The sequence below is a fragment of the Pantoea sp. K16 genome (assembly GCF_048452805.1).
In the GTDB taxonomy this organism is placed as follows: domain Bacteria; phylum Pseudomonadota; class Gammaproteobacteria; order Enterobacterales; family Enterobacteriaceae; genus Pantoea; species Pantoea agglomerans.
In genome coordinates this window covers 172,926-189,176 of record NZ_JBLWNV010000002.1, presented here as the reverse complement: position 1 = coordinate 189,176, position 16,251 = coordinate 172,926, and the positions used below count along the sequence as shown (strand labels likewise).

Here is a 16,251-nt window from a genome sequence, read left to right as displayed (position 1 = left end):
TCTTTTATTAAGAGTGTACAGACACATAAGGACTAAAAGCGTCATGGTGAATTATCACTGGAACTGCGAAGTGCATAAGAGGGAATATGTTTGGCAATCTCTTTAGAAATATGTCTTTTGGCGAAATGCCCTCCGAAAAGCTCCATACAATAAAGCCCTGTACCAAAATTACCACATTTGACGATGCCCACTCTGAATGCGTCACAATCGAAGCCGCGTCAACGGTATGCCCTGACAACAACACATTACCTGCGGATCTGATCGCCTTTCTCCCCCTCAGAAAATACACATTTACCCTAAAGCATCAACTGCTTTCGGGGCTGGGAAAAGTGTCAATATTTGTACTTAAGGCACTATCCAGGGAAGGATTCGGGCTGGAGGATATTGAGTGTATTACAGGTCTGACGGAAGAACATTTGTCGCCAATTTTGAGTCGATTGGCCGGTTTGGGCTGGTACGAACCCGCGCGCAGGGAATTAACTCCTCAGGGATATGAAATGGCAAAGGCGGCCGGATTGACCGGGCGTCGTTTCTCCCTGTGGATCGATGGACTGGATAACAGAAACTCCCCCTTAATCCTCATTTCCGCTAACCAGATTGTACAACCGGAGGATGACAGACACGGGATTCGATTACCTGAATTTGAACGTGACTGGAATATCCTTGAAGTTCTACAGCAGCAGAGGTTATCGCGGAGACTGAGCGCTTATAAGGACAACGAAGGGGATCTCATGCCGCTACTGTTGCTGCTTTGTGATGAAGGAGAACATGCTGCGCTGCAGCAGCAGAAGCTGGCCTGGGATTTCGAGCTGGAACTTGATCGCGAGTTATCCCAGCCGAGCTATATCGAACTCATGCTTGCGCAGGGGCTTGATACCGGTAATGACAGCGGTAAGCAACTGGTCTTCTACGCCCCCGTTTTACATTACAGTGCGACCTACAGTGTACCACCGTTGTTGATGGATGAGATCGCTCATCCTGCGCCTCAGTTATTTAGTTATTGCTTACTGTCTGGCGTATCCTTGCAGACAGAAACCCTTTATGAACAGGTCAGCTCATGGCCGGAGAGCTTAAATATTCCCCTAGCCACGCTGATGGAAAAACTGACGATGGATATGCCCACTGACAGTGCGTTTCTGAGTAAAGAGGTTGTTGTGACCAAGGCAAGTAGAAAAATAGCGCTGAGTTATTCGGTGCTTTCGCAGTTGGTTGCTAAAAATATAGAGACACCGCTGCCACAAGGAATGACGTAATGAGGACAGTCCCGTTGTTCGATTCAGTGGTTGAGTCGTTTTTCTCTGATCGGCAGGTGCGAACTTTTCGTTCTGGAAAGGTGTTGTATCAACTGTTTCGGTTCGCGGGGAAGGGCGTAAATCCAGCCGCAGTCTGGTTGGATGCCGGCGTTGCGGTGATAGATTGTATTAATGCATTTCTTCGACACCGACAGGCCCAGGAGATTACCGAGCAACTGCTAGCGCAAAAGCATGCGCTGGAAGTACAGATCCAAAATCTTAATAAGAAATTTGAGGTAGAGCAGGAGTTGATGAATATCGATCAGCAACACCGCATACAGCTGCTCGATAATCTTCTCAAAAATGATCAACAGGCAACAATACGGTTATTAAAAGTGATACGCGCCAACAGGCAAAACCTGGATGCGCTTCTTGTGCAACTAAACACGCTACGTAAGCAACCCACATACCGGCCACCAGAGTTTAGCGCGCTAGTAAAGGCCACGGATACGTTTATGCAAGCCCAGCTTGCCTGCCTGGTCGCCGCCTTTGATGGGCCGAATGACCGATTATCGTGAGAACAGATAAAATGAAAACCCCCTCTAAAGTTTCGAAAAGCCCGTCAACTAGCAAAGGTCCAAAAGAGTCAGGATTGACCGGCGCCCAGTATGTCGCGGTGGCGAAATCTACCGCACAGTTAGGGTCATCTATCGCGGATTACGCTGCTGAGGCTGAGCGAACCGAGCAGGTTAAAGCACAAAGTTTACGTGATATGCATGTGTCAAATAATGACGTTCAAATCGCGCATTACAAATTGACGGAACGTAAAGACGAACTGAGCGTAGAGCGGATGAAGCAGGAAAATGCGCGACAGGCTGCGGATGACAGTCATCAGAGATGGATGACAAGCCATGAAGCGCGAGAAGAGACGGCAAAGATCCTGCGAGAAAAACTCAAGCAAGGCATCATTACGGAACAAGAACTGCTAATACTGCAGAATCTTTATGCACCAGCCAGTGATAAGTAACAGTGGGACAGACTGAGTGAATCCATTATTTATCGTTGCTGGCATTGCCATTGCCGCAGGCACAGCGGCTTGGCTATTCGATAGTGCCACGGAAGACGAAGAGCGTAGACATGAGCAGCTTCGGGAGCAAATTAACGATCTTAATGCGCAGTTAGGTGAGTTCGATATAAAGCTTGAGACTCTGCAACAAGAGCACCTGAAAAAAGCCCTTAGCGAACTGCTGGCGAAACTTTCCCGGCATCACCGTACGCTTTACAATAAAATCGATCCGATCGAAAATGAGCTCAAAACATTACCGAAAAATATTCATACAGAATTAGAAAACGAAACGCTTAGCCCTTACAGAAGACGCGCGTTGCAGCAAAATTTCTGCAAAGTGGAAGATGCGCAAGCGCGTCTTGAAGCTTACAAAGCATATTTGTTCTGGTACGAACAGCGATTATCTGATTATGGGCAGAAAACCACTGGTCACCTTTCTGCCGAACAACTCAGTGCCATTCTCAGTGAATTACAGCCGCCTTCACCAACCCTTCCCGCCGAATGGCTTTACCCTGGAAAGGTTGTTTTGGTTGAGCACCATGAAATCGACAGGGATCTAACATTTAATAGTCGCCTTCATTTGACCAGTAATTTTGGTTTACAAGGACGCAGTAATAATTTCCAAAAAAGTCTATTTTTCAATTATCACAATCAAGAAGCGATACCACTGCAGATTGTTCATGAGAGCGTGGGCAAACGCGGTCATCGCATTTATTACGGCTGCGTGGCCCGTGGTATCGCATATGTCGACGGTATTCTTTCCTCGGCACCGCTTGAATTTGAAATTGAGTGGGGTAATCGGCTGGGATATTTCGCGCATTCGATGGGGAAAACAATAAAGGCATTTCTGCCTCGTCAGTTGACGACAAATCCACTTATTAATCTGGTGCCGGGGCAAAAAATCGAGGCCTGGGCGGATTTATTTAACCTAAAACTGGATGCGACACCTGGTACTCAGACGCAAAAGAAAGCTATTCAAATCAGTATGCTCGGCAATACATCGCCGGGTTCAGTAGAAGAACGTCAGCTTTATCTATATTTCCAGCCAAACCAATTTGAAGCGAAGTGGGGCGAATCACTCTACGCGAATGATCCTACGCCTTGGCATCTGGTGGATACGGGCGATTTAAGCCTGTCCATTGCGCGTCATAATATTTGCTGCCGCTGTGATATTGATATTGAAAATGCCTGCCTGCGCGTCACACAAATCCGCGATTACACCGATCTTGCAGAAGGTTATGTCCTTCCTTTTACGTTGATACCCGCTGATGCGCGTCTTGAGGCGCAATCATTACGTAGCCCCGATGCTCTGGACGCACTGATTAGCTTTGTTAATCATATTGCCAGCAGCGCCGCAAATCTGTCTGCACGGCTCGCGCAAAGCCAACTGCTTCACCAGTGGGGTGATGTCCTACGTTACCAGCAACAACAAAATGAATTCCATATCAAGGGTAAGCTGGGCGATTTCGCGACCGAAGGCCATGAAGTGGTTATGGCTTACAATGTGGCAGCGAAAGAGCCAGGTTTTTTGGACTTTATGGATAAATTTAAAGAGATACAACGCTCAGGGTTTATTCCTAATTGTCGGCTGACTTACTGGGGGGACAAAGGCGAGGGAGAATTTGGTTGGATTGAACCTATACCGCTTAATCAGCGAAAACGTCTTAACGTTCAGGAGGAAAACCAGCAGTTAACCCTTCGCTTACCGATATTGAATGCGAAAGCGATGCTTGCAGCCTGTGAGGATGCGCCTGAAAATACGCCGCTGTGTTTGAGTCTCTATGTCTACGATGATTCGCTCAAGCGGCAAAGTGATGCACTTGAAGCTTTTCGTTACGACGCGCTTGTTGAATCCCGTCTTAAAGATATTTTACTGGCCCCGTCTTTATATCGTTCGGAGCAGGATCCTTGGTGGGTCGCCCGTTTCAATTCAGGAATTGAGTGGCAAAACCCGCTTCTCACATCAGCGCAGCAAGATGTGATTAAAAAATTGCTTTGCGAGAAGTATCTCTCGTTGGTTCAGGGCCCTCCGGGCACGGCCAAAACCACCTGTATTGTTGAGCTGCTTCATCAAATCTTCTCTTACCGCGCGGATACTCGTGTGCTTTTAGTTTCGCAACAGCATGTCGCGGTGGACAATGCGCTTGAGCGATTTGTTGCTTCACATGCAAGGGAGCTGGCAGATCGTGATGTGCGCTTATTGCGTATTGGTCCAGAAAACAAAATTGATGGCAAACTGCGTGAATTTACACTGCAACAGCAACAGATTGAATTCGTAAAAAAAAGCCGTGTTGTCGCGACACAGGCCGCCTGTAGTGCCGATAAGGACGAGGCGGCGCTGGCCAGTCAATGGCTTTATGACGTACTCGGCCCTGAACAGAGCGAAGGGAATACAAAATATGATCAAGAGCTGATCTGGATGCTACTTTCCAGTAATAACCTGGTTGGTGCAACGTGTGTAGGTCTGGCCTCACGCAAACAGAGTATTGACCAATTACGTTTTGATGTGGTGATCATCGATGAAGCGGGGCGTTCAACCGTACCCGAACTGCTTATCCCTATATTAAGGGCAAAAAAAGTGGTGCTCATTGGCGATCATTTTCAGTTGCCACCAAGCATTGCACCTTTACTCCAGACCGATGAGGCGAATGAAGAATTGCCTTTCCTGGAAGCCTGTTTTCTGGAAACTAGCTTTTTTGAAACCCTTTACAATAAACTCCCGCCGGAATCAAAATGTTTTTTAAGCGAGCAGTTCCGAATGCCGGGGCCAATAGGCGACCTTGTTGCGACGTTGTTCTACAGCCCTGATGGCAAAAGAATGCTCTATAACGGGCGTCATATCGAACCGACTCATTTTATCCATCCAGTTTCCTTGATGTGGAAAGATATCCAGGGTCATGAAGTACAAGAAGGCACGAGTAAAAAAAATGTCCAGGAAGCAAAATCTATCGTCACTTTCCTGGTTAATCTTGCCGGGCAAATACAATGTGTTAGTAAAGAGGTCGCGGTCATTACGCCTTATGGCGCACAAAAGCGTTTGTTGAGAAGATTAATTGCAGAACATTGCTCGGAGCCGAATGGAGATTATCAACTAGGTAACTTAAAAATTCGAATTAATACGGTAGATAGCTTCCAGGGAAGCGAAGCGGATATTGTCCTATATTCCGTGGTGCGCACTCGTGGAAATTTACGCTTCATTCTCGACTGGAAACGTTTGAATGTCGCCTGCTCACGTGCAAGGGAGAATCTGATTTTTTTCGGTGATTTAAATTTCTTAAAGTCGAAAAAAAGAAATACCAACGAGCGAAACCTTTTTGCCGAGGTGATAGAGCAGATTCCACCCGGGGGAATCGTATTGGCTCCACGTGGTGCTAAATCAGCCAGTAAAGAGAGCGCTATCAGATCTATTTCAGGTAAGCTTGTATGACGAAGGTTTTGGAATGCTTTAGTAAGGGGGTTAAGTATAGGAAATTGAAACCATTTCTGCAGCGGAATGATCTGGCCAAAAGTTAAATATTTTTAATTCGTAGCTTCAGGTACAGGTAGCGCCCCCGCAATATGATGAAATTTTGTGAGTTTTGGGCGTATTTCGGGCTATCAGAGTGAATCGCCACGGATAATCTAGACACTTCCGAGCCGTTGATAATACTGGTTTTCATATTCTGTCGGTGGCATCTGATCGCTAGAACCATGCCGACGCTTACTGTTATAAAACATTTCGATGTAATCAAAAATATCGCTGCGGGCTTCTTCCCGCGTTCCGTAGATCTTTTTCTTTATCCGTTCGCGTTTCAACAACTGGAAAAAGCTTTCTGCAACCGCATTATCATGGCAGTTACCGCGACGGCTCATGCTGCCCTCCAGGCCGTGTGATTTCAGGAACGACTGCCACTCATGGCTTGTGTACTGACTGCCCTGATCCGAATGAACCAACACCTGTTTTTGGGGATTACGCCGCCATACAGCCATCAGCAGTGCGTTCAGGACAATGTCCTTTGTCATCCGGGATTGCATGGACCAGCCGATAATTTTGCGTGAGAACAGATCAACAACCACGGCAAGATACAGCCAGCCTTCGTGGGTCCTGATGTAGGTTATGTCCGTTACCCAACGCTCATCCGGAGCATCCGGATTGAACTGTCGCTGGAGCCTGTTGGGCGACACGATACTGGCCTCGCCTTAACGTGCCCGCGGGCTCCGGTATCCGACCTGAGCCTTTATCCCGACACGTTTCATCAGTCGCCAGACTCTGTTCACTCCGCACTGTTGCCCGCTGTCCCGCAGATCCAAATGGATTTTGCGATAACCATAGACGCATCCCGATTCCAGCCAGAACTGTTTAATCTGTCCTGTCAGTCTTAGGTCTGCCTGATGGCGTTGTGAATGCGGCTGCTGAAGCCAGGCGTAAAAACCACTGGGATGAACATCCAGCACCCGACAGAGCAGGCGAACAGGCCAGCAACAGATGTTGTCACGGATAAAGGCGTACCTCAGTCGGACAGCTTTGCGAAGTACGCCGCGGCTTTTTTTAATATGTCCCGTTCGTCGGTAACCCGCTTCAGCTCTTTCTGGAGACGGCGGATCTCGGCCTGAACATCTGACTCTTCTTTATTAGTGGAAGAATCTGGACCGTACTTCTTTATCCAGGCGTAAAGGCTGTGGGTGGTGATATCGAGACGTGTTGCAACGCTGGCAACAGAATAACCGCGATCAACAACCTGTTTGACTGCTTCAATTTTAAACTCTTCGGGATAACGCTTACCGCTCATGGACACCTCTCTTTAAGCCATCTTAAATGACTCTGAGGTGTCTGTTAAACCCGTGGCGATTCAAATATGGATTTTAGGGGTACTTACACTTTCATTGGTGGTCTGGGTTTAAGAGGGATCGAGAATGCTGCCAGTCCGTTGTTTGCCATGGTGATGGGGGCTGTTGTAGAAGGATCGTTGGGTAGGGGGAACCTGCGCCAGTTTGGCGCAGGCTATGAGTCGTCGTGCTTATATCATCGGGCGAAAAACATTATTAAAACCCCAGTGTATCTGCCGGTGGTGATTTACCTGTACTGGTCTTGGGCGGTTTACCCTAACCTTGTACTACTGCCTGTAGCAGATTCGCTGGGGGTAGTGGTTGCTGGGACGATTGGAGTGTTTAAGAAGTATTTATAATATAAGGCTGAATCGATAACTCATTTATTATAAGATAAATTATACCTATCAACTAAATGTCTTGATAAAACATGGGTTTCCTGTTAATCACTATGCTTTTCAAGAAAATTTATAATGCAAACCTTCATGTAATACTATAAAAGTATCAATGATAAAGGACAGATGCCGTTAGCGGCCTTATCCCTTACTTAAATAAAGATAGTGATTTAATTTTGAGGTTTAACAGAAAGACTGATGCAATATGAATCATCCAATCCTAAAGTCATGGAAACGATACTCCCTACCTCTCTCATTTATTTCAGAAATAAGCTTAAGGGATTTTTTGTCATTTAACCCCAAACTTTGCATGACCGCATATAACTGATAAAACTCGGTTGATATATCACCTGAAAAAATTCCTGGATCATCAGAGCCAAGTGTAACCATTATTTGTGGGTCATCGGGATAAGAGTAGCCGGGCAACCCCATCCACCTAAACACATGATGCTCATCAAAACTCTCATAATAGCTTATTCTTACATTGCTTGATGGTAATGTTTCAATGAGAATTTTTCTATTTTTTATAACATGCATTAGCGATTGCTGTAATTTAATATACTCAGACGTTTGTAAGTAGTCTGTATTAACGAAAATTAACTGGCTACCTCGAGAACGGATATCAGGGTCACTAACCCATCGCCATAAAAGTTTACATTCACCTGGATTGGTTTTTAAATAATGATCAACTTTTTTCGCTTCAGCCATCTCTGAGTTATTTAACGGCGTGACTATTTCAGAAGCCTTTAGTTTTATAGATCCTCCCACATCTTCATTTGCGTTAGAATATGCTTTTGCAAGATATTCAATGCTAATTCCTCTAAGAGCCATTACGCGCTCCAGAACAATGCTGCTTATATTTTCACCAAATAAAGTGCTGCCAATTTCGGTTACCTCTGATTCTAATTTGTAAGCTAAACCCGTTTCGCCTATCATTTTCATAAGGCGCCAAGTTGAAATTAAATCCAATAACCACTCATCCTTGCGTACATACACTCCTTTAGGCATTCTTTTTAACCATAGTTCAGGTGATATACCCATTGCTGTACCATGTCCTATTCTATCCCCTTCACAAAGGTCAAGTAGCTCTATAGCATCTAACATAACTCTGATGCCTGAAAGTATATGATGAAAATCTTCTCCGGCATGATAAGTCCGATGGGTTATCCCTTCACTACGGCACATTCGGTAGACGCTAGCAAAAACTTCAGGTGGTGCGTCAAGTTCATTTGCTGCTGCGTCTATGCCTTTAAGCCATATCTTTAAAGATGGATAATTATTTATAGTATTTTTAAGTGCATGAAATTGAGCTGAAAGCTTCTTACGTAAAGTATAATATCTGTAGGGTATATCTGCTTCAGTCTCCTGTTGTTTCACAAAATGCGCAACCAGTGTCAGTTTAATGTACCTGCCTTTTTTTTCATCAGGTGTTACTATCTTTTTTTCGAATGCTCTAAGTAAATCTGTCAGATTTTTATCTGGTTTTTTTTTGTATAAATATTCCCAATATCCGCATAGAATGTTGTAAAGAATGGAAGCGTTTTTTGCTTCAGAATCTTTAGGTGCAAATCGACCTTCTAAATAGGAAACTTTACTGTGATTAGGCAAAGGGCCATGCATTTGTAGAAATCTGTTAAGATAATCTTTTTCTATGGGTTCTCTCAAATCCGTCCACGTTATTTTTTGAAACTGATCAAAGCCATACTGTTCCTCATTTTGAACAAGCAATCTGTAATAAAGATTCTGTAGGATAAAATAACAATGAAGCATGTTTGTTAAAGAAACTGATGGTTTGGAATCAAGTCTTTTTAGTAAAATAAATATCCAATACTTTTCTGTAAAAAGGTTGATTTTATCAAATGAAATGAATTTATTATACTCTGAGTTATTCTGTGTAATGGATGGAATTTCATATTTTAATGATGATTCATATAAATCTTCACAGTTTTTAGGGATTATTGCATCATCAGTAATAAAACCGAAGGCTGCATTGATTAAGTATACTCTTAGTTTTTTTGCGGTATATATTTGCTTTCTGAAAAGAGAAGTTGAGAATTCAGGCTGTATACTTCTTGCTAATTCTCTTAAAGAAAGAGAGTTTCTACTTACTTCATTATATTTACTGCAAAATTGTGTAGTTTCAGTCTCTGGTTCTTCTAATGCACGAAGCCAACATAGTTCAGCATGTGTACTACCATTTAAATGTAAATGAGTTTCGTTTAATCCTTCCCGAATGAAGTATTCTTCAACTAGCGGGTCGAATGGCATAAGTAAAGAACTTAGCTTATCGTTGCTTGAAATATCGGATATCTGATCGGGAAGCTCCATTTCTCTTAGATAAAATTCATTCTGAGGCCAAAGATATGCTGCTGCTTGAAACGGTATTCCACTTACCCGACTTAATAAACTCTGCTGCCAGACCCCAAACATTTGAATCTTAATTCTCAACAGACCATGTCGGGATGTTATGAATTCTTTGACAATAAAACGAAGAGCAGATTGTAGTGGGGAGCTATCTGTTGCTTCTCGGTATATGCTTAAAGCATCTAAAGCTCTGCTGAAAATATGATCTGCTTGTCTGGCTGCCCATGGTTGATGAGTTAGGTATAACTCTTCTGCAATCGAGTTCATATCTAAGGGGGTACCAAATGAATTTTTCTCAATTATCTTAAGTACACGATAACTTGAAATTAAATCGCAAGATAATTTCGCGGAAGTTGATAACGATTTAATAGTCATCCTTCATCCCCTGAATCCCCAACACTGTCTTTTACTCTTGTTTTTTCAATTGGCTTTGTAGTTCTGCTGGTTGTTTTTACCGATTCTGTTTTACGCCATCGGCCAGTTATAAATGCTTTGGAAGGTAGTTGTGCATCAGGTATGTTAGTTATGTCGTCATGGAGTGATAAAGCCGCTTTGATAATTCCTCTAGATTCCTTTTTAAGAAGACCGAGAATAATAGGGCAACTCGATATCAAAGTTGTTAGAGGAAGAGTTTCTTTGTTTTTCTCAAAGAAGTCTTTTTTCTTTTTAAATATATCAATTGCTGATGTTTGAGGATTGGTTCGGTCAAGTGAGGATGTGTAATCTAATAGATTATGGTCAGCCTCTTCAATAAGAAAAGCATTTATTATACATGCTGCATTTATTTCCATAATATCTTCAATGTTTTTTCCTGAACTTGCAGAGCCAGAGCGATTTGTATCTGATGCCTTTTCAAGGCTAAAGTATATTCGTATCCATATTTTACCAAGTAAGACCGAGGAAGGAGAAAAAAAGTTAAATGAATTTTCATTCATTTTTTTCCACGCAGATATAGCCTTAATTAACGATGATTCGGACTCTGAGCTCATGATAGCTTCAATAGCATCTTCTGATGAAGTATGTGAGGTTTCCTCTAAAGGTAATGAATCAAAACTACCACCCCAGTCTGGGCTGCTAATGCTAAGCTGCGGGTAAGTGCTCTTCAGTCGTCGTAAAATCTCTTGCTCAGATTGAGCTTCAAAGAGACGTTCAACCAAACCAAGTATATTATATATGGAAGAGTAGCAACGACTGCTTTGGCTTGAAATATCTAACAGACTGTATGCAATAGTCGGGTAAGGACCATCTAAAGAATTTAGTATATTAAATATTGTGTTGAAATTATCGCGTGCACCTCTTGCTTCATCAGGTTCTCTCTTGTTAAGGCCAATTATTCCAAAATCTACTACAGAGAATTTGGGTTGGTGAGGATGCCTTGCTGCTAAAACTGCAGTTGCACGTCTTGCCCAGTCAAGAGCATCTTCATTTCTACCCACAGCCATATATTGGCTAAATTGTTTGTAGAGTAACTCGAGGTCAATGCTACCTGACATACGGCGTTTTTCTTTGCCCCATAATGTAACATTGCCGGGGCCAGATAACATATATTTTAATGATGCAGATGCAGACTCAGCACATTGCCCAGCAACTTCTGCAGCTAGGGATAGGTAACAATTATTCAAATCATCATTGCTTGCTTGTGGTCTTAAATAGGCAGCTGTGTCTATATCTCCATCTTGACAACATATGTCGAAAACTGCCTTGGATAATGTTGGGAGATAATTAGCAGTTAATTCATCAACCATTATGCCTTGTTTATATAAACTTCCTTGAGCCATTGCTCTTAGCGAGGATCTTAATGCATCAGATAGTGAGCGACTCCATTCATTTTTTATATGACTGTCTGATTTAGAAAGATGAGGTATGCAGTTCTGTAATACTTGCAGTATAGATCTTAGTGGTTGTTTTAGTAGGTGGGTTCTAAAAAGATATATATCCGACTGAGAAGCTATACGCATTCCCCGAGTGATTATTTCATCTAGGACTTTAAAAGGATCTCGCAAGTCTTGCCAGTATGGAGAACTCATCTTATAGTTAGCAGTGTCATTTTTATCGTAATCTTTATCCAGAATCTTATATAGGGTTTTTAAATGTTGACGTCGTGATAATGGAAATAGCTTCAAAACATATTGATCTTCTAAGTGATCAAGCATTCTGGCCCGCTGTATTTCTCTGCCTTGATTTCTTTCATCTTTAATGATTGGGAGTCTTTTAGAAAATTCATCCCTAACTAATAGGGAGTATAATTCCATGTCCCCTGTGACTAAAACAAGAAGTTGTGGGCTATCTAAGTAGTTCCTTATGCATTCCAGTAACGGAAAAGCATGTTGGGCGTTAGTGTCTGCATCATCAAATGCCAACATTAATGCATCTATATTTAAAATTTTACAAGCAGATTCCACAGCTTTATGAAAGTACGCTCTTAATGAACGACTATCTTCTGCTCTTGTTAGCCCTCTGTCAAAAAATAGTTCAGGATCTAGGTGGTTAAGCTGGTTGTGGTCATCACGAAAAAGGCTTAATCCCCCAGCCAATTTTTTAAAGTATTGACGAAATTCCCCTTTTGAAATTTCATTATCAACCGATGTATGGCTATTTTCTATAATAACTTTAAGGCCTCTCAAAACATATAGTAACAAATTTTCACATTTCTCAAGGCGAGTTGGGTCAATGTAGTCAAGTTTTTCAACTCTAACTATATTGTTGCTTTCATCAGGTTTTGCTAACTGGTCAGAGAGGCTTTCATAAAGGGTGCGTAAAAAAGTTGTTTTACCAGCCCCTCTGGAACCATCAATGAAATATACTAACCCACTTCCGGGTGCAGAGCTTGAATTATTAGATGGGGATGTTTTCTTATCACTATTTAAAGCTCTATCCTTGATGGTTAGGAGAGTGGATTTAATACTTTTTCTAAGGGAGTCATAAGCATCTTGATGTATTAGTTCATCTGGGTTTATTTCAAAATACCCATTACTATCATCTATTTTTATTACCACTTCCTGGTTTTTGTTTGTCATTTTATCTCCGTTCAAATAACTGTATGCATACATAAAACAATATGTGGCTTGCTGCCGATAAATGCTACTATGGGCGATCTTAAATATTAAATGGCGTGGCTTATCTATTTCGTAATATATATTTACTGAAAGGTGAGGGAGTCATGAATTCAAGCTACCGCCCTCACTTCAACACCACGAAGCGATCATCCATGATTACCTTACCCTGCGCTGGACAGTAAATATCTGGAATGGGTTCCAGATATTTACTGTGAGCAGGCAAGACGCCGGGCCGTGAGGCAGGTCATCCCCGCACCAGAATCAACAATATCACTTAATTTTTATTTTCCAGCAAGAGTTAATAGCTGAACTATTACCGTAGATTGCCCAATCTACCGCACCCAACATCTCTGAAGGTGCTGACCTGCTCCCTGTTAACCAAAACTAAGTGCTTTTCAGCACACTCTTGAAAGCTGTATTGATTCCAGTCATCCTGACCTGCTCCCCGTTGATTAATACACCGCGATGTTAGTAATGTCTTCATAAGCCACATGAGGACATCCCCATGAAGAAGCGTTTTTCCGACGAACAGATCATTAGTATCCTCCGCGAAGCTGAAGCCGGGGTTTCTGCCCGTGAACTCTGCCGCAAGCACGCCATTTCCGATGCCACCTTTTATACCTGGCGTAAGAAGTATGGTGGTATGGAGGTGCCCGAGGTTAAGCGCCTGAAGTCGCTTGAAGAAGAGAACGCCAGACTCAAGAAGCTGCTTGCCGAAGCCATGCTGGATAAGGAGGCACTCCAGGTGGCTCTGGGGCGAAAGTGCTGACGACAGACCAGAAGCGGGAAGCCGTTGAGTTTATGTGTGATGCGACCGGTCTGTCGCAACGTCGTGCCTGCAGGCTGACAGGTTTGTCCCTGTCGACCTGCCGCTACGAGGCTCAGCGCCCGGCGGCTGATGCGCATTTATCAGAGCGCATCACTAAGCTGCCACTAGAGCGCAGGCGTTTTGGCTACCGCCGCATCTGGCAGTTACTGCGCCGTGAAGGCCTTCATGTTAATCACAAGCGCGTGTACCGCCTTTACCATCTGAGAGGGCTGGGCGTAAAACGCAGACGGCGTCGTAAAGGGCTGGCAACAGAACGTCTGCCGCTGCTCCGCCCGGCGGCGCCCAACCTGACCTGGTCGATGGATTTTGTCATGGACGCGCTCGCCACCGGTCGCAGGCTCAAGTGCCTGACCTGTGTGGACGACTTCACGAAGGAATGCCTGACGGTCACTGTTGACTTTGGGATTTCAGGCGTGCAGGTGACACACATTCTGGACAGCATTGCGCTGTTTCGAGGCTATCCGGCGACAATAAGAACCGATCAGGGCCCGGAATTTACCTGCCGCGCACTCGACCAATGGGCCTTTGAGCATGGTGTGGAACTACGGCTTATCCAGCCGGGCAAGCCAACGCAGAACGGATTTATTGAGAGCTTTAACGGACGATTTCGCGATGAATGTCTGAATGAGCACTGGTTCAGCGATATCGTTCACGCTAGGAAAGTCATTAATGACTGGCGGCAGGATTATAACGAGTGTCGTCCACATTCAGCACTGAATTATCAGACGCCATCAGAGTTTGCAGCACGATGGCGGAATGGAAAATATGAAGGTAAACAAACCGACATTACTAACTGATGGTTGTATCTAATACTGGGGGCAGGTCAATCCGTTGCGTCAATTTTGGCCAGAACTCCTTCGCTGAGCGCATGTTTAGCAATACGGATTGCCTTACGCAATTGTTCAGGTTGACGGATAACGTATTTAACACATAAATCCAGGCACTGATCGCAACTCATTAAAAGGCCTACATGATGATGATTTGTTGACTTGATTTATTTTAAAAACTCACCGCGTTAAACCAATCAAATTGTTCACCAATTATTCTATGGTAAGCTTCTGGATTGATGTTAGCTATGCCTGCTTCTGGAACAAAGTGGAACTTGAGGAATGAGTTCAATCCTCGTGGTTCACTATGTTCAATAATTTCTACTCGGATCCTGCTACCCATTTCTCCAACACATTAGCCCATTCCTGCATCATCACTTTACGTTCAACAAGATAGGTCGCATGGTTATATATGCGGCGGACATTGTTAGTATCAGCATGTGCAAGTTGAGCTTCAATAGCATCAGGTCGATAGCCCATCTCGTTTAAACGTGTACTGCCTGTAGTTCTGGTAGCATGTGGGCTATAAGTACCACTCCAGCCGAGGCTTTTAAGTAGCTGACGCAGTGAGTGCGATGTCATTGGCCCTAGCGGATTATCTCTGCCTGGAAATAGATGCTGACGATGCCCGGTTAATCCCTGCAGCGTTTTGAGCATTTTGACTGCTTGGGAGGGAAGGGGAATAACATGTTCCTTACGAGCTTTCATGCGCGTTGCCGGAATGATCCACAGGGCGTTATCAAGATCGAATTCTGTCTATTCAGCTTCGGTGGCTTCGGCTGGATGCGCTAGCGTCCACCACATTAACCACATGCAATAATTAACCTGGTATGAGCCGCGACTGTTGTTAAAACAGCTTAATAACTTCCAGATTTGCTGCGGAGACAATGCCTGTTTGTGCTGCGTTTTATTTGCCGGAATCGCCTTACGCACTGGCCAGACAGGATCTCTATCTGCTCTGAGCGTCGCTACTGCTAGTTCAAAAACCGATGAAATGGTGCGGCGGGCTTCAGCGGCAACGGACGGAGCACCGCGTTTAGCCGTTTCCTGAAGAATTTTTAGAATGTGGTGCGGGGTTATTTCCCTGACAGGTAGCTTACCTATTGCGGGGAAAACCACACGTTTAAGTATATGTAGTCGCCGCGTTTTGGTGATTTCGGCCCAGTCTTTCATCTGCAACCACTCTTTAGCGACTAGCTCAAAGGTGTTGGATGCGTCATTGACCTTGCGGATTTTATCTAACTGGCGAGCCTGAGTAGGGCTAACTCCATTGGCGACTTGTTTGCGCACTTGCTCACATCTCTCGCGAGCTTCGGCAAGTTTAACCGTAGGGTACTCACCCAGCGCAAACATGCTGGATTTACCGTTAAGTTTAAACCGATAGCGCCACGCCTTTTTGCCATTAGGTTTAACTTCAAGGTATAAGCCATTGAAATCGTTGAGACGATAGAGCTTTTCTTTCGCTTTTGCTGTGCGGCATTGAGTATCAGTGAGCATAACGATTACTTGTATATTTATTATACCGCCATTGTACTCACTAAAAATAAAGATGGAAGTTTGTTGTACTCACCTACGTACTCATTTTTAACTGCGCTTCTACGAAATCATTTGAGACGCTATGAAATGAAAAATCCACGCAAGTGCGTGGATTTAGTGGTTTTATGTAAGCGCCATGA

8 protein-coding genes and 2 pseudogenes are annotated in these 16,251 nt (G+C 43.9%); 6 read left to right on the top strand and 4 right to left on the bottom strand.

The window, feature by feature from the left end; translation table 11 throughout:
* The first annotated feature begins 86 nt into the window (after positions 1-86).
* The 4 genes from ACK13D_RS03575 to ACK13D_RS03560 are packed head-to-tail and all read left to right on the top strand — an operon-like array spanning position 87 to position 5,725.
* Positions 87-1,253 carry a hypothetical protein gene (locus tag ACK13D_RS03575; RefSeq protein ID WP_418795714.1) on the top strand — a complete coding sequence of 389 codons (1,167 nt, stop codon included), beginning with the start codon at positions 87-89 and terminating at the stop codon, positions 1,251-1,253.
* Between the two features lie 14 nt (positions 1,254-1,267).
* Positions 1,268-1,810 carry a hypothetical protein gene (locus ACK13D_RS03570; RefSeq protein WP_418795713.1) on the top strand — a complete coding sequence of 181 codons (543 nt, stop codon included), beginning with the start codon at positions 1,268-1,270 and terminating at the stop codon, positions 1,808-1,810.
* Between the two features lie 11 nt (positions 1,811-1,821).
* Positions 1,822-2,259, top strand: a complete 438-nt coding sequence (locus ACK13D_RS03565) for a hypothetical protein (protein WP_418795712.1) — start codon at positions 1,822-1,824, stop codon at positions 2,257-2,259.
* A 16-nt stretch (positions 2,260-2,275) separates the two neighbouring features.
* A complete protein-coding gene (locus ACK13D_RS03560) occupies positions 2,276-5,725 on the top strand; it encodes a DEAD/DEAH box helicase (protein ID WP_418795711.1) in 3,450 nt (1,149 codons plus the stop codon).
* 194 nt (positions 5,726-5,919) lie between these two features.
* On the opposite strand, the pseudogene ACK13D_RS03555 reads toward ACK13D_RS03560, so the two are convergent.
* Positions 5,920-7,067: pseudogene (locus tag ACK13D_RS03555) on the bottom strand (IS3 family transposase).
* Positions 7,068-7,133: 66 nt separating this feature from the next.
* On the opposite strand from ACK13D_RS03555, the gene ACK13D_RS03550 reads away from it, so the two are divergent.
* Positions 7,134-7,463 (top strand): DUF4400 domain-containing protein, encoded by a 330-nt coding sequence (locus ACK13D_RS03550; protein ID WP_418795709.1) that lies wholly within the window; start codon positions 7,134-7,136, stop codon positions 7,461-7,463.
* 246 nt (positions 7,464-7,709) lie between these two features.
* Here ACK13D_RS03550 and ACK13D_RS03545 read toward each other — a convergent pair whose 3' ends face one another.
* On the bottom strand, positions 7,710-10,238 hold the full coding sequence (locus tag ACK13D_RS03545; protein WP_418795707.1) for a hypothetical protein: 2,529 nt from the start codon (positions 10,236-10,238) through the stop codon (positions 7,710-7,712).
* The gene (locus ACK13D_RS03540; protein ID WP_418795705.1) at positions 10,235-12,880 is read right to left on the bottom strand and encodes a hypothetical protein; all 2,646 of its coding nucleotides are present in this window, start codon (positions 12,878-12,880) and stop codon (positions 10,235-10,237) included. The genes ACK13D_RS03545 and ACK13D_RS03540 overlap by 4 nt, the downstream gene beginning before the upstream one ends.
* 544 nt (positions 12,881-13,424) lie before the next feature.
* Between ACK13D_RS03540 and ACK13D_RS03535 the strand changes: the two genes are divergently transcribed.
* A protein-coding gene (locus ACK13D_RS03535) for an IS3 family transposase (protein ID WP_418795704.1) occupies positions 13,425-14,545 on the top strand; the annotation gives its coding sequence in 2 pieces (ribosomal slippage) (positions 13,425-13,683 and positions 13,683-14,545; 1,122 coding nt in all).
* A 351-nt stretch (positions 14,546-14,896) separates the two neighbouring features.
* Here the strand turns inward: ACK13D_RS03535 and ACK13D_RS03530 are convergent.
* Positions 14,897-16,072: pseudogene (locus ACK13D_RS03530) on the bottom strand (tyrosine-type recombinase/integrase).
* Positions 16,073-16,251 lie beyond the last annotated feature (179 nt).

Coding starts and splice junctions, on each gene's coding strand:
- ACK13D_RS03575 (WP_418795714.1), top strand. CDS start 87: ATGTTTGGCAATCTCTTTAGAAATATGTCTTTTGGCGAAATGCCCTCC.
- ACK13D_RS03565 (WP_418795712.1), top strand. CDS start 1,822: ATGAAAACCCCCTCTAAAGTTTCGAAAAGCCCGTCAACTAGCAAAGGT.
- ACK13D_RS03550 (WP_418795709.1), top strand. CDS start 7,134: ATGGATTTTAGGGGTACTTACACTTTCATTGGTGGTCTGGGTTTAAGA.
- ACK13D_RS03545 (WP_418795707.1), bottom strand. CDS start 10,238: ATGACTATTAAATCGTTATCAACTTCCGCGAAATTATCTTGCGATTTA.
- ACK13D_RS03540 (WP_418795705.1), bottom strand. CDS start 12,880: ATGACAAACAAAAACCAGGAAGTGGTAATAAAAATAGATGATAGTAAT.